Origin of the sequence: Pajaroellobacter abortibovis (assembly GCF_001931505.1) — a bacterium.
Classification (GTDB): domain Bacteria; phylum Myxococcota_A; class Polyangia; order Polyangiales; family Polyangiaceae; genus Pajaroellobacter; species Pajaroellobacter abortibovis.
In genome coordinates, this window is record NZ_CP016908.1 from 1,472,994 (window position 1) to 1,489,883 (window position 16,890).

At 49.8% G+C, this 16,890-nt stretch carries 16 protein-coding genes; 10 read left to right on the forward strand and 6 right to left on the reverse strand.

The features are described from left to right. Positions 1–2 precede the first annotated feature (2 nt). Both glmU and BCY86_RS07425 read right to left on the reverse strand, forming a co-directional pair. Positions 3–1,451, reverse strand: a complete 1,449-nt coding sequence (glmU, locus tag BCY86_RS07420) for a bifunctional UDP-N-acetylglucosamine diphosphorylase/glucosamine-1-phosphate N-acetyltransferase GlmU (RefSeq protein ID WP_075277158.1) — start codon at positions 1,449–1,451, stop codon at positions 3–5. Beyond that, a complete protein-coding gene (locus tag BCY86_RS07425; RefSeq protein WP_172824833.1) occupies positions 1,444–3,546 on the reverse strand; it encodes a lytic transglycosylase domain-containing protein in 2,103 nt (700 codons plus the stop codon). The genes glmU and BCY86_RS07425 overlap by 8 nt, the downstream gene beginning before the upstream one ends. A 169-nt stretch (positions 3,547–3,715) precedes the next feature. On the opposite strand from BCY86_RS07425, the gene BCY86_RS07430 reads away from it, so the two are divergent. From BCY86_RS07430 to BCY86_RS10560, 4 genes are all read left to right on the forward strand, one after another. Continuing rightward, a complete protein-coding gene (locus tag BCY86_RS07430) occupies positions 3,716–4,435 on the forward strand; it encodes a metallophosphoesterase (RefSeq protein WP_075277160.1) in 720 nt (239 codons plus the stop codon). A 191-nt stretch (positions 4,436–4,626) separates the two neighbouring features. Then, a complete protein-coding gene (locus BCY86_RS07435; RefSeq protein WP_075277161.1) occupies positions 4,627–5,301 on the forward strand; it encodes a 50S ribosomal protein L11 methyltransferase in 675 nt (224 codons plus the stop codon). A 53-nt stretch (positions 5,302–5,354) separates the two neighbouring features. Beyond that, positions 5,355–5,825, forward strand: a complete 471-nt coding sequence (locus tag BCY86_RS10555; protein ID WP_172824834.1) for an RsmE family RNA methyltransferase — start codon at positions 5,355–5,357, stop codon at positions 5,823–5,825. Then, positions 5,822–6,085, forward strand: a complete 264-nt coding sequence (locus tag BCY86_RS10560; protein WP_075277163.1) for an RsmE family RNA methyltransferase — start codon at positions 5,822–5,824, stop codon at positions 6,083–6,085. The genes BCY86_RS10555 and BCY86_RS10560 overlap by 4 nt, the downstream gene beginning before the upstream one ends. Here BCY86_RS10560 and BCY86_RS07450 read toward each other — a convergent pair. Next, positions 6,053–8,167, reverse strand: coding sequence for a hypothetical protein (locus BCY86_RS07450; protein WP_156865154.1), 2,115 nt, complete (start codon positions 8,165–8,167; stop codon positions 6,053–6,055). The two genes, BCY86_RS10560 and BCY86_RS07450, sit on opposite strands and share 33 nt — an antisense overlap. Before the next feature lie 154 nt (positions 8,168–8,321). Here BCY86_RS07450 and BCY86_RS07455 point away from each other — a divergent pair, with 154 nt between their 5' ends. From BCY86_RS07455 to BCY86_RS07465, 3 genes are read left to right on the forward strand one after another with little or no spacing between them, the layout of a single operon-like run. Then, on the forward strand, positions 8,322–9,128 hold the full coding sequence (locus BCY86_RS07455) for a hypothetical protein (protein WP_075277165.1): 807 nt from the start codon (positions 8,322–8,324) through the stop codon (positions 9,126–9,128). Between the two features lie 5 nt (positions 9,129–9,133). Then, positions 9,134–10,033 (forward strand): hypothetical protein, encoded by a 900-nt coding sequence (locus tag BCY86_RS07460; protein WP_075277166.1) that lies wholly within the window; start codon positions 9,134–9,136, stop codon positions 10,031–10,033. A 16-nt stretch (positions 10,034–10,049) separates the two neighbouring features. Beyond that, entirely contained in the window at positions 10,050–10,760 is a 711-nt protein-coding gene (locus tag BCY86_RS07465; protein ID WP_156865155.1) for a hypothetical protein, read from the forward strand. A gap of 357 nt (positions 10,761–11,117) precedes the next feature. Here BCY86_RS07465 and smpB read toward each other — a convergent pair whose 3' ends face one another. Then, positions 11,118–11,603 carry an SsrA-binding protein SmpB gene (gene smpB, locus BCY86_RS07470; RefSeq protein ID WP_075277168.1) on the reverse strand — a complete coding sequence of 162 codons (486 nt, stop codon included), beginning with the start codon at positions 11,601–11,603 and terminating at the stop codon, positions 11,118–11,120. 96 nt (positions 11,604–11,699) lie between these two features. Between smpB and BCY86_RS07475 the strand changes: the two genes are divergently transcribed. Genes BCY86_RS07475 through BCY86_RS07485 form a run of 3 tightly spaced genes read left to right on the forward strand, consistent with a single transcriptional unit; the run spans position 11,700 to position 13,640 of the window. Next, entirely contained in the window at positions 11,700–12,002 is a 303-nt protein-coding gene (locus BCY86_RS07475; protein ID WP_075277169.1) for a hypothetical protein, read from the forward strand. Positions 12,003–12,022: 20 nt separating this feature from the next. After that, a complete protein-coding gene (locus tag BCY86_RS07480) occupies positions 12,023–12,943 on the forward strand; it encodes a branched-chain amino acid transaminase (RefSeq protein WP_075277170.1) in 921 nt (306 codons plus the stop codon). After that, entirely contained in the window at positions 12,936–13,640 is a 705-nt protein-coding gene (locus BCY86_RS07485; protein WP_075277171.1) for a hypothetical protein, read from the forward strand. The genes BCY86_RS07480 and BCY86_RS07485 overlap by 8 nt, the downstream gene beginning before the upstream one ends. Before the next feature lie 41 nt (positions 13,641–13,681). Here the strand turns inward: BCY86_RS07485 and BCY86_RS07490 are convergent, their stop codons facing one another. Together BCY86_RS07490 and BCY86_RS07495 are read right to left on the reverse strand one after the other, a co-directional pair. Beyond that, complete coding sequence (locus BCY86_RS07490; protein WP_075277172.1) at positions 13,682–15,505, reverse strand: 30S ribosomal protein S1; 1,824 nt, start codon at positions 15,503–15,505, stop codon at positions 13,682–13,684. A 346-nt stretch (positions 15,506–15,851) separates the two neighbouring features. Beyond that, on the reverse strand, positions 15,852–16,850 hold the full coding sequence (locus BCY86_RS07495) for an L-threonylcarbamoyladenylate synthase (protein WP_075277173.1): 999 nt from the start codon (positions 16,848–16,850) through the stop codon (positions 15,852–15,854). Positions 16,851–16,890 lie beyond the last annotated feature (40 nt).

The window sequence follows — 16,890 nt, forward strand, 5'->3', positions numbered from 1 at the left end:
TCCTACTGTTTATTTTCATGAGATGTATTTATGTGCGATTGGCGTGAAGCGTGGATTCGATCTGCACAGCCCTCTTTATTTTGTTGGGGTACACGGCTGATCGCAAGCGCACCGGGAGGGACATCTTTCGTCACCGTTGTTCCTGTCCCCACATAAGCCCCCTCACCAACTTGAACAGGAGCAATCAGATGGGAATCACTCCCGATAAACGCTCGTTTCTCGATCACGGTAGTGTGTTTGGAGAAGCCATCATAGTTGCAAAAAATAGTACCTGCCCCAATATTCACATCTTCCCCGACGATACCGTCCCCTAAGTAAGCCAGGTGATTTGCTTTTGAGCCTTTCCCAAAACGGATATTTTTCGTCTCTACAAAGTTACCGATCTGAGCTTCCTGTTCCACCACACTCCCCAAGCGAAGACGAGCAAAAGGACCAATCCTTGCCCCTCGTTCCACACGAGCGTGTTCCAACACAGAGTAAGGGTAGACAACCACTTCATCCCCAATTTGGGTATCGAAGAGAACAGACCCGACTTCTATTTTAGCTCGCTTTCCCACAGTTGTGTTGCCGCGCAACACAGCCCCATGTGCAATCATGCAATCGGTATTCAACACCACAGGTTCTTCGATCCAAGCGCCCGACTGCACAGAAACACCCGCAAGCCTCCACTTGTTAGCAATGCGCTCAAACATTTTCTGTTCCACTTGCGCAAGGTCATGGCGGTCGTTGACACCACTCATCGCCTCAAGAGCAATAGGGGCAGTGACCACTTTAAAGCCATGACTAAGACCAAGCGCCACAATATCCGTTAGATACAGCTCTCGTTGGGCATTGTTGGTCTTTAGTTGAGGGAGCGTTTTTCGAAAAAAAGACGAAGGCGCAACGTAAATTCCCACGTTGACTTCCTGAATTGCGCGCTCTCTATCCGTAGTGAGGTCTTTTTCCTCTCGTATACAGATCACATTCCCCTGCGTATTTCGGATCACGCGCCCATACCCAAACGGTTCAGGATGGAGACAGGTGGCCATAGCAAGCGTAGGTCCCCCCGCAAGCCCTCTACTACATGCTACTACATCCAAGAGATGGGCTGCACTGACAAGCGGTGCATCACCGTACCATAACACCACATGATGAGCAGCATGCGTCATCGCTTGAATCCCAATCCAAGCTGCATCTCCACTCCCCCGCTGCTCCTGTTGAACAGCCGTTTTCACCTGATCCCCAAAGGTCTTCTCAAGATAATCTGCTACCGCCTGTTTCCCATGCCCAACGACCACAACAACTTCTTCACAGCCTGCATCCAATGCGGCACGAACCGAAAAATAAATAAGAGGACGTCCAGCAATCGCATGAAGGACTTTGGGAGTTTCACTTTTCATACGCTTTCCACGGCCCGCAGCGAGAATCACAGCAGTCCAGGGGAACGATGCCCTCACTCGAACATCACTCATTAGAATAAGATCCCCCTAACACATTTACTTTTAGAGGGGGATCCCCTTTCTTCGAAGTAGGAACATAAACAATCACAATCTCCCCCCCCTTTAGACGTTCCGAGCGGCTGCGGTGGTTGATACGCTCCATCGATCCGGGGGAAAGGCCGTACCGTTTCCCTATCATCGCAATGGTTTCTTGAGGCTTAGCCCTCACACCAATTCGTTTTCTTGATTTCTTCCCCTCAAAATGAGCAAAAAATTCTTCCGTGTTATTTGCGATCACGTCAACTTCTTGCTCTTGGAGGAATCTGACTCGAGATAAATCCACTGTAGGATGAACAAATAATTGCAACGTCATCCCTTCTTGCAAGCAAGCAGAAGGATCCAGCCGATTCCACCGCCATAGATCTTCCAATGAAACACCAAATGCCTCTGCGATCGTTTGCGGGACATCACCAACGAGAACCCGATAAAAAACCCTCTTGCGATCCGGATAAATAAACACATCCGGAGGAACCACAACAGTCGCTTTAGGAGAAGAGACGGGGTGAAACGGAAAAGGAGAGGAGGTAACAGACCTGCGGGGCACAATCAGAGTATCCCCACTGCGGACCACTCCACCTGGAGCAATGCCATTGAGTTCCATCAGGGTAGACAAAGGGATCTTTCGATCTTCTGCGATCTGTTCCAGGGATTCACCTAAACGCACGGTATACACCTCAAGCAAATAACGGCTAGATGGGAGACTCGCAAGGTGCCGAGCAACCCTATCCCCCCTCCCAACCGGAACTCGCATCATGTAAAAATCGACATTCCCCGATGAGACGGGGGGCACACGGTTCGTCAAGATCTGAGGATTCAGATGGCGGATCTCTTTAACAGTACATCCCGCCCCAGCAGCAATCGATTGAAGAGGGGTTGCCAATGGGACCGAAATCAAATCGGCTAAAACAGGAGGCTCCATACGGAGTGCACTGTATCCAAATGTATCTACATTGTGGGCGACGATGGCGGTTGCGATGATTTTGGGCACATAGAGCGCAGTCTCCCAAGGGAGAGCCCCCTCCAATCGACTGAGCATCCAAAAATCATTGGTATTGTATTTTCGAATGACCTGAGTCATCCCCACATATCCCATGTTGTACGCTGCAAAGGCGAGCTCCCAAAGCCCAAACCGTTTTTGGAGGTCTGTTAAAAAATCGAGCGCGACTTCTGTTGATAGAACCACATTGAGTCGCTCATCTACCCATCGATTGCACGCAAGCCCATATGATTTAGCCGTCTGCTTGCTAAATTGCCATAAGCCAACCGCTCCCGCAGGAGACCGAGCAAGCGGGTCGAACCCGCTTTCAATCATCGCTAACCACATCAAGTCCTCAGGGAGATTCCTTCGACGAAGGGCCCGTTGAATCAAATCCCGATACCGACCTGCGCGCTGAAACAGATTGGCAAAAACCGTTCGTCCACGAGGATCATACCTATAAAATTCAAGGTATCGGATAACCCGCGGGTCCCATTGAACAGGTAAACTAGGGACTCTGAGCTTGCGGAGCCAGCTGCGATCCTTCCCCGCTTTGCTGGACCAAAGGGAGTCCTTCAGATCAAGGAAGGGGGGGGCCCCTCTCGACTCAAGACGGGGCCATTGCGCCCCTTGAGGGATAGAAATCTCCGAAGGCCATGGAAACCCGGGAGGGGCAGCTGCAGGGGGGAACATTTCACGCTCCGCCTCCCGAAGTGAACGGAGCTCTGGAGACTCCACACCGAATTTTTCTTCTTCATGAGAGGGAGGAACACTAGCGACCTCCCGACAGACATACGTATCTACAGGCCGCACTACCCCCTGCTGTTCTTTCGCAACTCCCTGTTTCCCTTTCGTGTCAGGCTTGGATGCATGCGAAGGTACAGGAGGAAAAGATTTTTTAGGGGCTGCGAGAGAAGAGAACGGAACTGCCAGGACGCCTGGTGAGGAGGGGGGCCCCCCTTTCTTAACAGGTAGCGGTTTCCTCCCTTTGTTCTGAGATTCATGCACGCGCGCACGCACCTCCATCCCCCTTGCCCCCTTCGCTTGCTCCGAAGCAGCACTTCCTGAAATGACTGCACAACCGAAAAACATAAGAAGTGTCTGGACTTTCTTGATCAACAACCATCCCTCGTACGACATTCACTACACGCTTTGCAGTAGCATCTACGAGAAGAAATGATAATATAGGCAGCCCTTAGAAAAAAGAAAGATTGAACAAAGTTCGTTTTTTTGCTCCTCTTGAGTTATAGCGTGGAGTATCATGAATCGTACCATTGTTGTAGGAGACGTTCATGGATGCCGAAAAGAGCTTGAGGCATTGCTTGAACAAGTCGCTTTTACCTCTAGCGACAAACTCGTCTTTGTAGGGGATCTGATCGCACGTGGGCCAGACTCGCGTGGCGTCCTTCAAGTTGCCCGGCAGGTGGAAGCTGTTGTCGTCCGTGGGAATCATGAGGCAAAGCTGTTGGCATGGCGATCGCATTCGCCCGAAAATCGATCCAGCCCACTGATTCAACTCTCCCCGATGCATTTGGCAATCGCTCAAGAGCTAACAGAGGCCGATTGGGCGCTGCTCGAGTCGACTTCACTCTGGCACAATCTCCCCGAGCATGAATTATTAATTGTCCATGCTGGATTGCTCCCTGGCCTCCCCGTTGAACAACAGGAGCCTTGGACCTTGCTCCACATTCGAGGATTGACCCCTCAGGGCACTCCCTGCGCAGAGAAGCAGAATCAACGGTGGTGGGGAGCAGCGTATCAAGGTCCTCCTCATGTTGTATTTGGTCACAACGCTTTTTCCGAACCTCAGATCCATGCCTGGGCTACAGGAATTGACACAGGCTGCGTCTACGGAGGGAAATTGACAGCGTTGGTTCTTTCTCAAGGAGAAAAACTCCCTCGAGGAGAACAAGTTAAAGAGCTTCTAATTTCTTATACAGCAGCGCAAGCCTATTGCCCGCGCAGAGGGTTGCGTCCATAAGCATTCCATAGGGAGAGAAAGCCCCACCCGCATGAATATCCCCCTATCCAAGCACCCTTTTGTCACAGTTAAAATTCAGGAGCACGAGGTAGAGGGCCGCTCTTGCACGCTCTTCGAATGGGGTGCGCTTGGGATTGAACAGCGCGATCGCACTACCCTTCTCAAGCCTGTTCACCAGGCGATAAACCTGTGTGCAGCCGTTTGCAACGGAAGAAGAAGCTGAAAACGCTGTAGTGCATCTACCCTCTTCGTGGTCTCCACACATGAATCACATTGTGGGGGACAGTCGGCGAGACGAATGGAAAAAATATCTTCGTCCCTTTCTGCTCTGCTCCCATGTTGTTGTCTGCCCTCCGTGGGAATCGTACATTCCGAAACCCAAAGAAACCGTAATTCAACTGGAACCAGGCCGTGCTTTCGGAACGGGACTTCACGAGAGTACCCAACTCGCAGCTGCTGCGCTTTTGATCCATCGGTCCTCATTTTACAGCAAAGAGACCCTCGATGTAGGGTGTGGAAGCGGCATTTCGGGTTTAACAGCGCTCGCTCTCGTTGCATCTTACGCGCACGGCACCGACACTGACCCCGATTCCGTTGCAACCGCACAAGAAAATGCTGAGCGGAATGGATGGCATTCGAAAACCAAATGGATGCTCGCCGACTCAAATATGGAGCTCGGCCTCTATGACACAGTGGTTGCAAATATCGAACAACTTACTCTGATAGAGCTCGGCCTCTTTCTCATTCGACACCTCGCACCTCATGGAATCCTAATCCTTTCAGGACTGCTGGTCCTTCAAGCTCCCTCTTTGATCGAAACATACAATTCTCTTCTGCTGCTCGACACTACCATCCAAGGGGAGTGACTCTCTCTCACCTTCCAATAATCAGGACCAAACACACCTCGAGAGGGAATCAGGTGATTCGGCTCCCACTCGAAAACCTCGAGGAAGGCGCACGGGAGCTCGATCGCGCATCGTCCCATTACTTAGGTCATGTGCTCCATCTACAAGAAGGGGAGGGACTGATTGCTTTCGATCCTACTTCCAAGCTTCAAGCAAAAGCCATCGTAGTGGCTTGCACGTCTGCACACTGGACGATTGAGGTGGATCGTCTGGCACCAAGCCCACAACAAGCTGTACACTCCATATGCTGGATTCAAGGGATACCAAAAGGGGAGAAATGTGATGCAATTATGCAGGACGCAACCGAATTAGGGGCAACCGATTTTTGGATCGCTTCCTACGAGCGAAGTATTGTTCGTCTGGATCATCTACGAGCCAAAAAAAACGTAAGCACTGGGAGCGGATTGCGATTCAAGGGGCCAGGCAGTGCAACCGATTCGAGCCACCCCGCATTCGAGGACCATTGCCTTAGACTACCATATTGAACGATATCGAATGGAACGTTGCCTGTTTTTGTCTTTACGAAGAAGCCACAACCGATTTTGCGCCGTTGCTCTTTTCTGCACTACATCACTGCACGCCTCTCGCGATCGTTGCAGGACCAGAAGGGGGATTCAGTCAAAAAGAGGTTTCCCTAGCCTGTGAACGAGGATGGACTCCTGTTTCATTGGGGCCTTCTATCTTGCGAACGGAAACAGCTGCGGCCGCTGTGTTAAGAGCTACCCCTCTGTTTCGGCAGAATTGATAAGTCGGACACCCTAACAACATCTCCTAAAGACACAGCAACCAGCTGTACGATCATATCCATCAACTCCGCGTCCTCGCCAGGGAAGGGATATTCGAGCAGGACTGCTAAGGCAGCAGGCTCAATCCCGATAGAAAATCCTTTCTGCCTCAATCCCTCACGCGCGAGTCCATCAAAGAGAAGAGCGCGCACATCCTCAGGACGGTCAAACAAACGAGGAAGCCATAGAGGCTCCTCGGCATGTTCTTGAATCCATTGAGCGAGAGTAAGCTCAAGATAATTTTCGAGATCGACAGACGAAAAGATTCCCCCATGCGTAAAGACAAAAATAGGAGCACAGAACACCGGAAAAGCAGAAGGATAACCCTTCTCTTTTGATCCTAGCAAGATGGCGATCTCTTTCTGCACAGAACCAGGAAGAGCAGCTCCATCGCGCAACACCCATGTACCTTCACTCGCTAAAGAGATAGGTGAAAAAAGAGGATCGAGCCATCGCTCTACCTGATGTTCCCGCACCATCGTACCTTCAGTGATCACAAAAGGTCGATTCGGATCCCCGCTTTGAAGGTGCGCGCGCGCAAGGAGAGGCAAGCTATCTGACCCCTTCGGGATAAGAAGCAGAGTAGGTTTGCAAGAAGCGAGTCGCTGTTCCAAGGATTCCAATAAAAGACGCGTCGCAGGCGTGTAAGCGTTGGCAGCAGCTAGCGAAGCAAGGCGCTGTAACTCCTGGTAATTGCGTGCTTTAAATGTAATCACTTCCTGCTCCATGCGAGCCCGCTCAGAACGCGACTTATCCGCCTGCTGTATGGCTTGTTGGGCACGGGCAAAGCTTTCCATCAAGGAGTACTGTTTCCCATAAAGAGCAGCAAGCGTATCCGCAAGCTTCCTGATCGCCTCCACTTCTTCAATCGAACTGGAGAGAGACGGCGCTTCTCGAGGCAAAGTGAGGCCGATCTCTACCCCTTCCTCTCCCCTGCCGAGAATGAATGTCGAAGCCTGCTGCTCTTCCAACCACTGCAGGATTGCACCGAGATCGAGACGCCTCGTTTGCCCTTTGCGAAGGGCTGCACTGCGGAGAATACCGTAAGGTTCCTGACGTACCTCTCGAAGAACAAAAGACGGAACTTCAGAAGGGCGCTCAACTAGATAACCAGCTATATCAATTGTAAAGATTCGAGGAGGGGCAAACGTCCAAAAAGCAGGTGTGGAATCGATTCCACCAGGTTCTCGGAGGATCCAGAGGAGTCGTGCGATCGTTTCATAAAAATCGGGCTGGCGGAGGGCTGCATCTGTTAAAGACACGGTTTGCACCCAACACCCTCGGTTAGGGCGCAAAAGCTGCTCTACCCATCCCGCACTTCGGCTGATCAGCCAACCGAGCGCGAAGGTTACCGCCCACAGAAACATGCGCTCTACAGTGGCCCCCCCAAAGAGAACTCTCCCTACCAAAACACCTGCCGTCGCTAACATACAAGTGATAAGGAAAAACGTAAAAGCAGATCGGGCAAACGGAGCTAACGAAGACTGATAGGGGGAGCGAGCAACCCAAGCGACCAGAGCGAGACCAATTGAATTGGTTACGTAAAAAAACCATTCCCTTTTTTGAGGAAAAAATTGAAAGCAAAGAAACATCAGTAGAAAAGAGAGCCAAGAGACTCCCACCGCGATGCGGATGCGAGTTAAAACCCCCCATTCCAAGCGACGCTTGTGAATGGTTTGCGCAAGCACGATCGCCACAATCAACCAAGAAAAGAGGAAAGAAGCCCGGAAAAAAAATTCCCCGCTCCACAGAGAGAGAATAGGCCATAGAGGCAATTGCTTCTCGACGAACCAAGCCAGCGATGGAAACCATCCGAATAAGAGAGCAATCAGTGGAAAAGCGATATTCCCCAAAGAAACAGAGAGAAACGACTGAGGAGACGGAATACGATGGACCGCCACCAATGCGGTACACCCTAAAGAAATCCCCCCTAGAACGAGAAGACAATGAGAAACAGAAAGAGATAAAAGTCCAGACTCAGCTGCAAGGACCATCATCAAGCCACTTGAAGCAATCCCTTCCTCCCGGTAAGAAAGGTTCATCCACCAAGTGGAAACACGACGCCTGATGTTTTCTCTCTTAGACAGATAACTCAACATAGGCAACAACAGATTCTTCCTCAAAAAGAGCTATCCTCAGCCATCAAGCACCAGAATCAAGGCTTTCATAGTGTATAAGAAAAATAAGTTGGATTCCATGCGCTTATTTCATTTTCCAAAAAATTTGCGAGAGAGATGGCTCGCCTGTTTTGAACTAGGGATTGTACAAGCTTCGAAAAGTACAACTGCAGTCATTGCTTGGTGGGGAGCCTGCCTTCTTTTCTTATTTTTTCTTGCAGCTGCTGCTTTCTTCACATCTTTTGAAAAATCGAGCTCGGTCTCCCCTGCTTTTCTCCTTTATGTCACGTTGGCACTTTCATGGGGACCTGGCCTTCTATTTATCTGGGGAGCAACCAAAAACGGATTTGATCTCGATCGCTCGCATGGACTTATTCAACTCGCTTTTTCAAGAGGAGTCCCTCTCTGGATCTATTTGCTCGGACGCATGGGAGGATTGTCCTTGATTCTTTTGATGATATCACTCAGTGGAGCCTTGCTTTTTTTAATCCTAACCTACACTCATCCGATTGCTTTTTACCACGCTTCCTGGGCGGATCAATTCGTACGCTGTTTTTTTTACAGCTCTCTTTTTGCACTTACTCTTCCTCCGCTCGCCTTCTCGATCGGTACCACGTCCTCGCGTCTCAAAAAGCTCGGACTCTTTGTCCTTTTATTCTACTTGCCCGCCTGGCTCCAACTTGTAGGCCTTCCCACTCTTTTTCCCTCCTCCTCGCTAAAAAATGCAACTCTCCCCTTCACTCTAATTCCTCTCTACAGTATCTCCACATCCGATGAAGCCTCTCTCTTGGAACGCTTCCAAGCATGCATTATGCTCTTCTCGGTGGCTGGCGTCGGACTCGCTTTAACCAAACGTCATCTCTCTGCGAGCACAAAACAAGGATAAATTCCATGATCACATTCAATGAAGTCACCGCAGAGGGGGAAGGAGCAAGCCTCCACCATGTTTGTTGCTCTTTGCAAGAGAAAGAAGTGTGGGCCACCATCGGTGGGCAAGATGATGGAGTTGCTCTCTTTTTCTCTCTCCTTGCAGGACACACTCGACCTCAACAAGGATCCATCCAAAAATCCTTTTCTATCCCTCACACAATCCCCTCCCAGCGAGCAATTGCTTGGATCCCACTCATCCATCGCAGTACAGAGGCAATGAGCGTTGAGAAATTATTGGAGCTTTGCTCTCTTGTGAGAGAAGAGCCCCTTCAATCTCCTGCAGAGCGACTCGCCTTCTTAGGTTTGTCCTCTCTCCTCAAAAAAAGAGCAGATGCGCTCTCCCCTTCTGAAATGCGGGGAGTCGCGCTCAGCGAAGCGCTCACATCACAAATCGTCCGGCTCATTCTTCTGGAAGAGCCCTATTTGAATGTGGAGCCGCATGCGATCGCCGCCCTTCCATCTGCTTTACAGCATTATACACAACGTGGAGGTTGCATCATCTCTTCCTTTTCGTGCCTGCAGCAGGCTCACCGATTCACCGATCATCATCTCTTCTTTCAGAAGGGATTGGTCTACGTTTTTTCTCCCAATCAGGAAACATCTCCCGCTTATCCTGTACGGTTCCAGATCCTCTCTTCCGATCCCTCTGCTTTGCTCAGCGCTGTTCTCGACGAGCCATCATTGACTTCGATCACCCGTAACTACTCGCTAATCCTGCTCGAAAGCGAAGATCAGCTGGCTGCAAGCGCAGCGATCCAACGGGCAGTTCTCCGATCTCATGTCGAGGTTTACAGTCTCACCTCAGAACCGATCCTATCCAGGATGAAACCACCTTCTAGCCAGCAAGGCCATGCGATTTAAGTGCTCCCTTCCCCCGATGATAAACGTCCTTCTTAAATTGGCAGCGGCACGCCTTCTGAAAAAGAACTACGGTTGGCTCACCTTAACCGGATGGGCATCTTTTTCCCTTGCATCCGCTTGGTATAGCACCCATTGGAATAGCTCACCTGCAGTTGAACGAGCCCTTGTTGCAGGCTACGCAACTCTTGCTGTCCCCTTTCTCGAATGGGAAATGACCAAAGCCATTTTGGTAGAAAAAAATGTGATGCAAGCTGCCCACACGATCACCTGCTGGGGGCTCATCCCCCTTGAAGCTTATTTCTATCACCTGTGTCTTCTTTTCGGCGCCAGCAGCCTCGTGTGCGGTGGACTCGGCGCACTCACTTGTTACGTGGCTCACGGTTTGTCCACATCCCCTTTAGGAGATATGTTGACCACTGCACGCGTAGGAGCGCTCGCAGGAGCAAGTTACGCTGCGTACTTCTTGATCGGATCTACAGGGAAGCGCCCCGCGCTGGGACAAACTTTGCTCCTTTTCATCGACTGGTTTCTCCCTTCCACAACAGGCCTGCGGGCGGCGATCACCCCCCGTGCTCACTTCCACAACTTGCTCGGAGTCCCCCCACTTTCTTTCTGTTCTCAACCTGCAAGCACCGTCGTACTCACGCTGTGGATAGGAGGTGGTACACTCTTTACACTCTTGAGATTCTGCTGTTCAAGATCGAGCAACGCAACTCGCACTGACTGAAGGATAAGCCTATCTTGATTCCGACGATTCCCGGTTCACCGTCAAGAGGGAACACATCGCTTCGAGTTGCCCGCGCACCGGCTTAGCAATCCCCTGGAATCGAGCAGAGGTAGATCACAGATACACTTTTTTAGAACTGATCACTTTTAAACAAAGGAGAAATCCTCTTCCCTTCTTAGCTAATACAACGTCCCTTTGAACGCGCACCCGCGCTTGATGGAAAGGGACAGTAGAACTTAAAACACATTACCTTCTCTCTACTCGAACGACATATCCATACCCATCCCCTCTCCACACAATCCGAGCCATCTCTATCCTCATTCGCGAGTCTCACGTATAAACGCGAGACAGACCTATCTATCCCCCTTTTTGCGCGCGGCGTAAAGAGGCACGCGTTTCTCGATCTACCTCTCTGCGCAAAATCGTCATCCTTTTATCCACATTTTTCTTCCCCCTCGCAACAGCCAACTCCACTTTTGCCCGCCCCCCTTTAAAATATAATTTAACTGGTATGAGCGTATATCCTCTCCTGGTGATCATCCTTTCCATTCGCATAATTTCATGCTTGTGTAGAAGTATTTTACGCACTCTCTGTGGAGTGTGAGGAAAGGCTTTTGCCAATGCAAAAGGATCAATATGAAGCTGTTTGAGCCATACTTCTCCCCCTTCGATGGTAGCAAAAGCATCTGTTAGATGGACGGTACCCACCCTCAGAGATCTGACTTCACTCCCAACCAGGGCGAGCCCTCCTTCATACGTATCCTCGATTTCATAGTCGAATCCAGCCCTGCGATTTTTAACAATGAGTTCATCTCCTGATTTTGTTTTTGATGGACAGTGCATGGTTAACTCCTCTTCTTCAAGGATCGAGAATACACAATCACGCGTATTGTAAATTTTCGTAGATCCAACATCATGTTCTTCTTTGAGGCAAACGAAATGGAAAAACCGAATTCTCTCCCCCCTCTCGCATGGGATACCCTCGAACATCTACTCAATGAACTCGAAGAATTACAAAGCCAAAAAGTGATCGACCTCGCTCGCCGCATCAGGCCTGGATTAACTCTGGAAGACATCAAAAACCCTCACGATTTTCCTGAACTATCCGAGCCGGATTGGCACTATGAAGATGGAATTCTGACTGGAATTCAAAGCGTTATCAGCGCTATTCGCTCGCTCAAACACCAACTCAGATCAAAAGGGAATCCCTCTTCCAATCCCTCCGCAGCATCATCAATTTAAATTATCAAAGGAGTCCAATCATGATTGAAAAAGAGAAAAAAATTTGGATGGATGGTGAATGGATCGATTGGGAGCAAGCGCAAGTCCATGTTTTAATCCATTCGCTTCATTACGGCCTCGGCGTCTTTGAAGGGATTCGAGCCTATCGCCATCCCGATGACCGTCCCGTTATTTTTCGCTTAGAAGAGCACCTCACTCGTCTTTTTGATTCGTGCAGACTGATCTCGATGGATCTCAAGTGGACCAATGAGGAGCTGACCGAAGCCTGCAGAAACATCATCTCTCTCAATGAAATGAAAGAAGGATACATCAGACCCCTGGTATTTGCAGGGGATCATGCGATGGGGCTATATGCTCCAGATAACCCTATACGCGCATGCATTATCGCATGGAAATGGGGCCCCTATCTCGGAAGGGATTCCCTAAAAGCGGGGATCCATTGCAAGATCAGTTCGTTCGCAAGACATCATGTAAACATCAGCTTAGTCAAAGCGAAGTTGACAGGCCAATATACCAACAGCATCTTAGCTAGAAAGGAAGCTAAACTGGCTGGGTACGATGAAGCCATTCTCTTGGATAGCCAAGGATATCTCGCAGAAGGGACAGGGGAAAACCTGTTCCTGATCAAGAAAGGGGTACTCTACACACCGGATGCATCATGCTCTATCTTGGATGGCATCACGCGAAATACGATTTTGACACTCGCTCGAGAGGAAGGGATCCCCACTGTAGAAACCCGACTGACGCGGGATCAACTCTACCTTGCGGATGAAGCTTTTTTAACAGGAACTGCAGCAGAACTAATCCCCATTCGAGAGGTCGATAACCGCCTGATTGGAGAGAGACAAGCAGGCCCCATCACGCGACACCTCCAACAGCGTTATTTCAATATTGTCACAGGACACGATCAAACGCATCCAGAATGGTACACTTATGTTTAGATCAAACATACACTCGCTGGTTTTCTTTCTCGGGCTCTCCATAGCGGGGAGCTCTATCGGCTGCCACGGGATCACCCCCTCCACCTCCGGAGAAGCGAGCGATGACATCAAAAGAAAAACCACTTTTGGAAGTGGAGAAGAGACAAAAGGTACTTTTCGTTCTCAGCGATTTCGATTGTCGTTCTCTTTACCTGACCTTTCTGGATGGAAAGTCGATGATCTCTCTCGCCCTTATCTCCTCGCAATCCATCCCAAAAGCCACTCGCAGCTCCGCCTGCAACTCACGCTGAATCAAGATTTAATGAGCCGTCAACGCTGTGAAGCGAACGCAAGAGAGGCGCAATGGATCACCCCAGACGCACAATGGAATCCTCAAGATAAAGAGCAGCGTCCTATAGAAGATGAAATTGTATCTTTTCCGGATGGATATGAGACCCACCTATGGGTGATCATCAAAGCAGGCCCACAAGACTCAGATCCGGTTCGAGGCTATCTCTTTGCATTTGGAGGTTCGATCCGTAAGTGCCTCTTTTTTTCCTACACAAGTGTAGCCTACTCGGAAGACGGGGCCGAAGAATTGTCTACCATGCTTGCCAACCGTCTAGCAACCGCTCGAATCAACCTATTCGATACGCTCACGCTCGAATCTCTGGAAGACATCCCACGCCTCCCCCCTGGGTCTTCTTCCACACGCTAACCATTTGTTAAAGCTCTCTCTTTCTCTACCGGAAACGCTCCTCACTTATGATTGAGAGGAGAATACCGATTGTGAAGGACCTCCCCTAAAGTAAAGCGCGCTTCCTTGGAAACCTGCTGCCGATATTCCTGATAAGCAACCCGCTCTGCCTCCGTTTGAACCGCTCTAATAGATAACTTCACTTCTCCTCGACGTGAATCGATCTCGACCACTTTGGCATCAAGCAAGGTACCATTCGGAAAGGCTTTACGCAACTCTGTTCCGTGCGGCACGCTTGCAAATACCGCCGGGATAAAACCGCGCGCATGTCGACCTGTCACCCCAAGCAACCGAACAAAAATCCTACCGGTTTCCACCCCCATCACAACAACCCTAACGACTTGGTGAGGTTGCACGCGTTGCGGGTTCTCATGAGCTGCCTCTCCTGTAAGAGAAGGATGCAAGGTAATCCTCCGCGCCTTGTGATCAATAGCAACGACTATCACATCAATAGACTCGTTAATTTGGACTGCTTCAGAGGGATGTTTAATTCGATTGAAGGAAAAATCAGGCGTATAGATCAAGCCATCCACTCCTGGTTCCAATTCCACAAATGCTCCAAACGGCTGCATTCGAACCACTCGTCCCGTCATTCGAGAGCCCAGCGCAATCTTCTGTGCGACGGCTAACCACGGATCCTCCATCAGCGCTTTTCGAGAAAGCCACACTTTCTTTTTTTCATCAATTCGAAGGATCTTGACATCAACTGTGTCCCCTACCTTGAACAGATCATGGGGTTTGTCACCTCTGTTGTGACTCATCTCTCCGAGAGCGATCAATCCTTCAACACCCCCCACATCAACAAACACACCAAAGGGAACTACACTCTTGACTATCCCTTGGACGTGAACACCCACCTTCAGTTTCCCTAACGCCACCTCGCGGTTCACTTTAGCTTCCGCTTCTAAGAACGGTTTGCGGGAGACGATTATATCCCGCCCGGACTTATGATACTGTTTGATGAAAAAAGGGAGCCGCTTCCCAATTAGCGAAGAGAGATCAGCTCCAACCCGCATATCGACATGAGAAGCGGGAGCAAACGCGCGAACTCCTTCGAAACTCACTTCCACTCCACCGCGAATGACTCCGGTGATCAGGCCCATCACCTCTTTTTTCTGTCGGGCAGCCTGTTCCAACATAGGTTCTGTCTGGAACGCCCGTTCGGGGTGTCTTGTTAAGACAACGTTCCCTCCACGCCCCTCATCAAAGCACACCATCCCTGTAAAATGAGCACCCACTTCAAGAACGATAGGGGATAAATGTACAGGCATCTTGGAAGCACCGGTCTCGGACAGTTCGACAGAGTGAGTATCCCACTCTAGCTCTTGACGATCGAAGATCGCCTGCGCCTTCCCTAGCAAGTCTATCAATAAAGCTTCTTCTAGAATCGCAACGATTTTCCCGAAGACCATATCCCCTGGTGCAAATGCCAGTCGCTTTCGACCATCCTGTTGTGGATTCCACACCCAGCGTCTCTTCCTGCTGCCCCCTTTCCCCTTTTTCTTATCTTTATCGACCAGAGACGCCTGCGATTCTTCCTTGGCAGTTGAAGAATCCTCCACTGCACCAGAAACATGCTCTTGAGCGGACGACTGAACACTCCCTTTACGGTGTCTGCGACGTTTTTTTGTTTTTTTCTTGCCTACTGCTGCAAATAGCTCGGCCTGAGCAGCCGTCGACTCTCCTTTCTCTTCCTTTTGTGTTGTCTCTTCTTCCACTTGCAAATCCTGAGAAGTTGTATCAGGAGGGACAGAAGAATTCTGCTCAGCCCCAGGGGATCGCGGGAAAGGACCATCAGAGGTACTGGGTAAATCAGAAATGCTCATTGGGGGGTCCTCTCGCCGTCAAGGGAGTCACACCCATCATTGGTTTTAACATTCGAGAACAACGGAATGCATTCTTTTTTCATTCCATCAGACCTATTTCTTCCTAAGAAAACGACAATGAAAGACTCTTATCCTTGCGGGCTCACTGAACTCCTTTCAAAAGAAGCTCAGGGAAAGAAATTAGCTTTGATTCATGACCCACTTTCCTATTGCCCATCCCTATCCCCTAAGTCGATAGGATTCGTGGTAAAAAAAGAAAAACTCTACAGTTTCATTTTATCATGCCTCATTTTAACGCCAACATTATCTTTCCTGCGATTAGCTGTGCTCTTTTACGATATATTTTTTAAGAAGCAACAGAGGCGCGTTGAATCCTGTCGTGGATGGCCCACCATTGTTCTTCGCGGGGAGGCTCTTCAAGCAGAATTGTATCAACCCCTCGCTGATCGAGACGATGCAACGCAGCATAAAAATGCTGCGCATATCCAAACGGATCTGCAGGAAGAACTTCCATGAAGATCTTCTGCTTTAAGCTTTCCGGTCTACCCAACAGAATCACACCACTGCTCATCCCTTTGCTTTCCCTAGAATACAGGAATTCTTTCAGGGAATCACGCCCTTTTATTGGATAACAGCACGCTTTTGGCGAATAGTGCCGATTACCTAAGCCAGGAGAGGCGGTAATGTCTCTTTTTTCCGGATGAAAAACAGTGCAAAAGAACCCTTTTGTTTTCAGTAGAGCCGTATCGATAGCACCCAACCGAAGAACACGAAGGGAGTCGGTTCGGACATCCAGGACTGTCGATTCAATTCCCAGCATACATCTACCCCCATCCAATATCAGATCCACCTGATTTCCGAGCGATGAAAGCACATGAGACGCTTCCGTAGGAGAGATCGATTGGTAAAGGTTTGCGCTCGGAGCAGCAATCGGCTCTCCAAGCATTTCAATAAGAGCCCGAGAAATTAGATGAGTTGGAAATCGGATTGCGATCGATTCACCCCCAGCTGCAATCACAGCAGGCACGTGCGAAGCGCGGTTTACCACCAAGGTTAAAGGACCAGGCCAAAATGCAGCCGCCAGACGCTCTGCCACCTCAGGCCATCCATGGGCGAGTGCGTGTGCTTGTTGAATGGACGCAACGTGGACAATCAATGGGTGATGAAGAGGACGCCTTTTGACTTCGAAAATGCGTCGCAGCGCATCCTCATGAAAGATTCCAGCCCCTAAACCGTAAACAGTTTCTGTAGGAAAGGCGACAATCCCATTCCGACTCATCACAGAAGCCGCCTCCCTTATTATTCGAAGATCTGGCTTTACTGCATCAATGGGGAGAATACGCATTTTAGCAGATACAGTCCCTTCCTTCCAAACATAAAGAAAC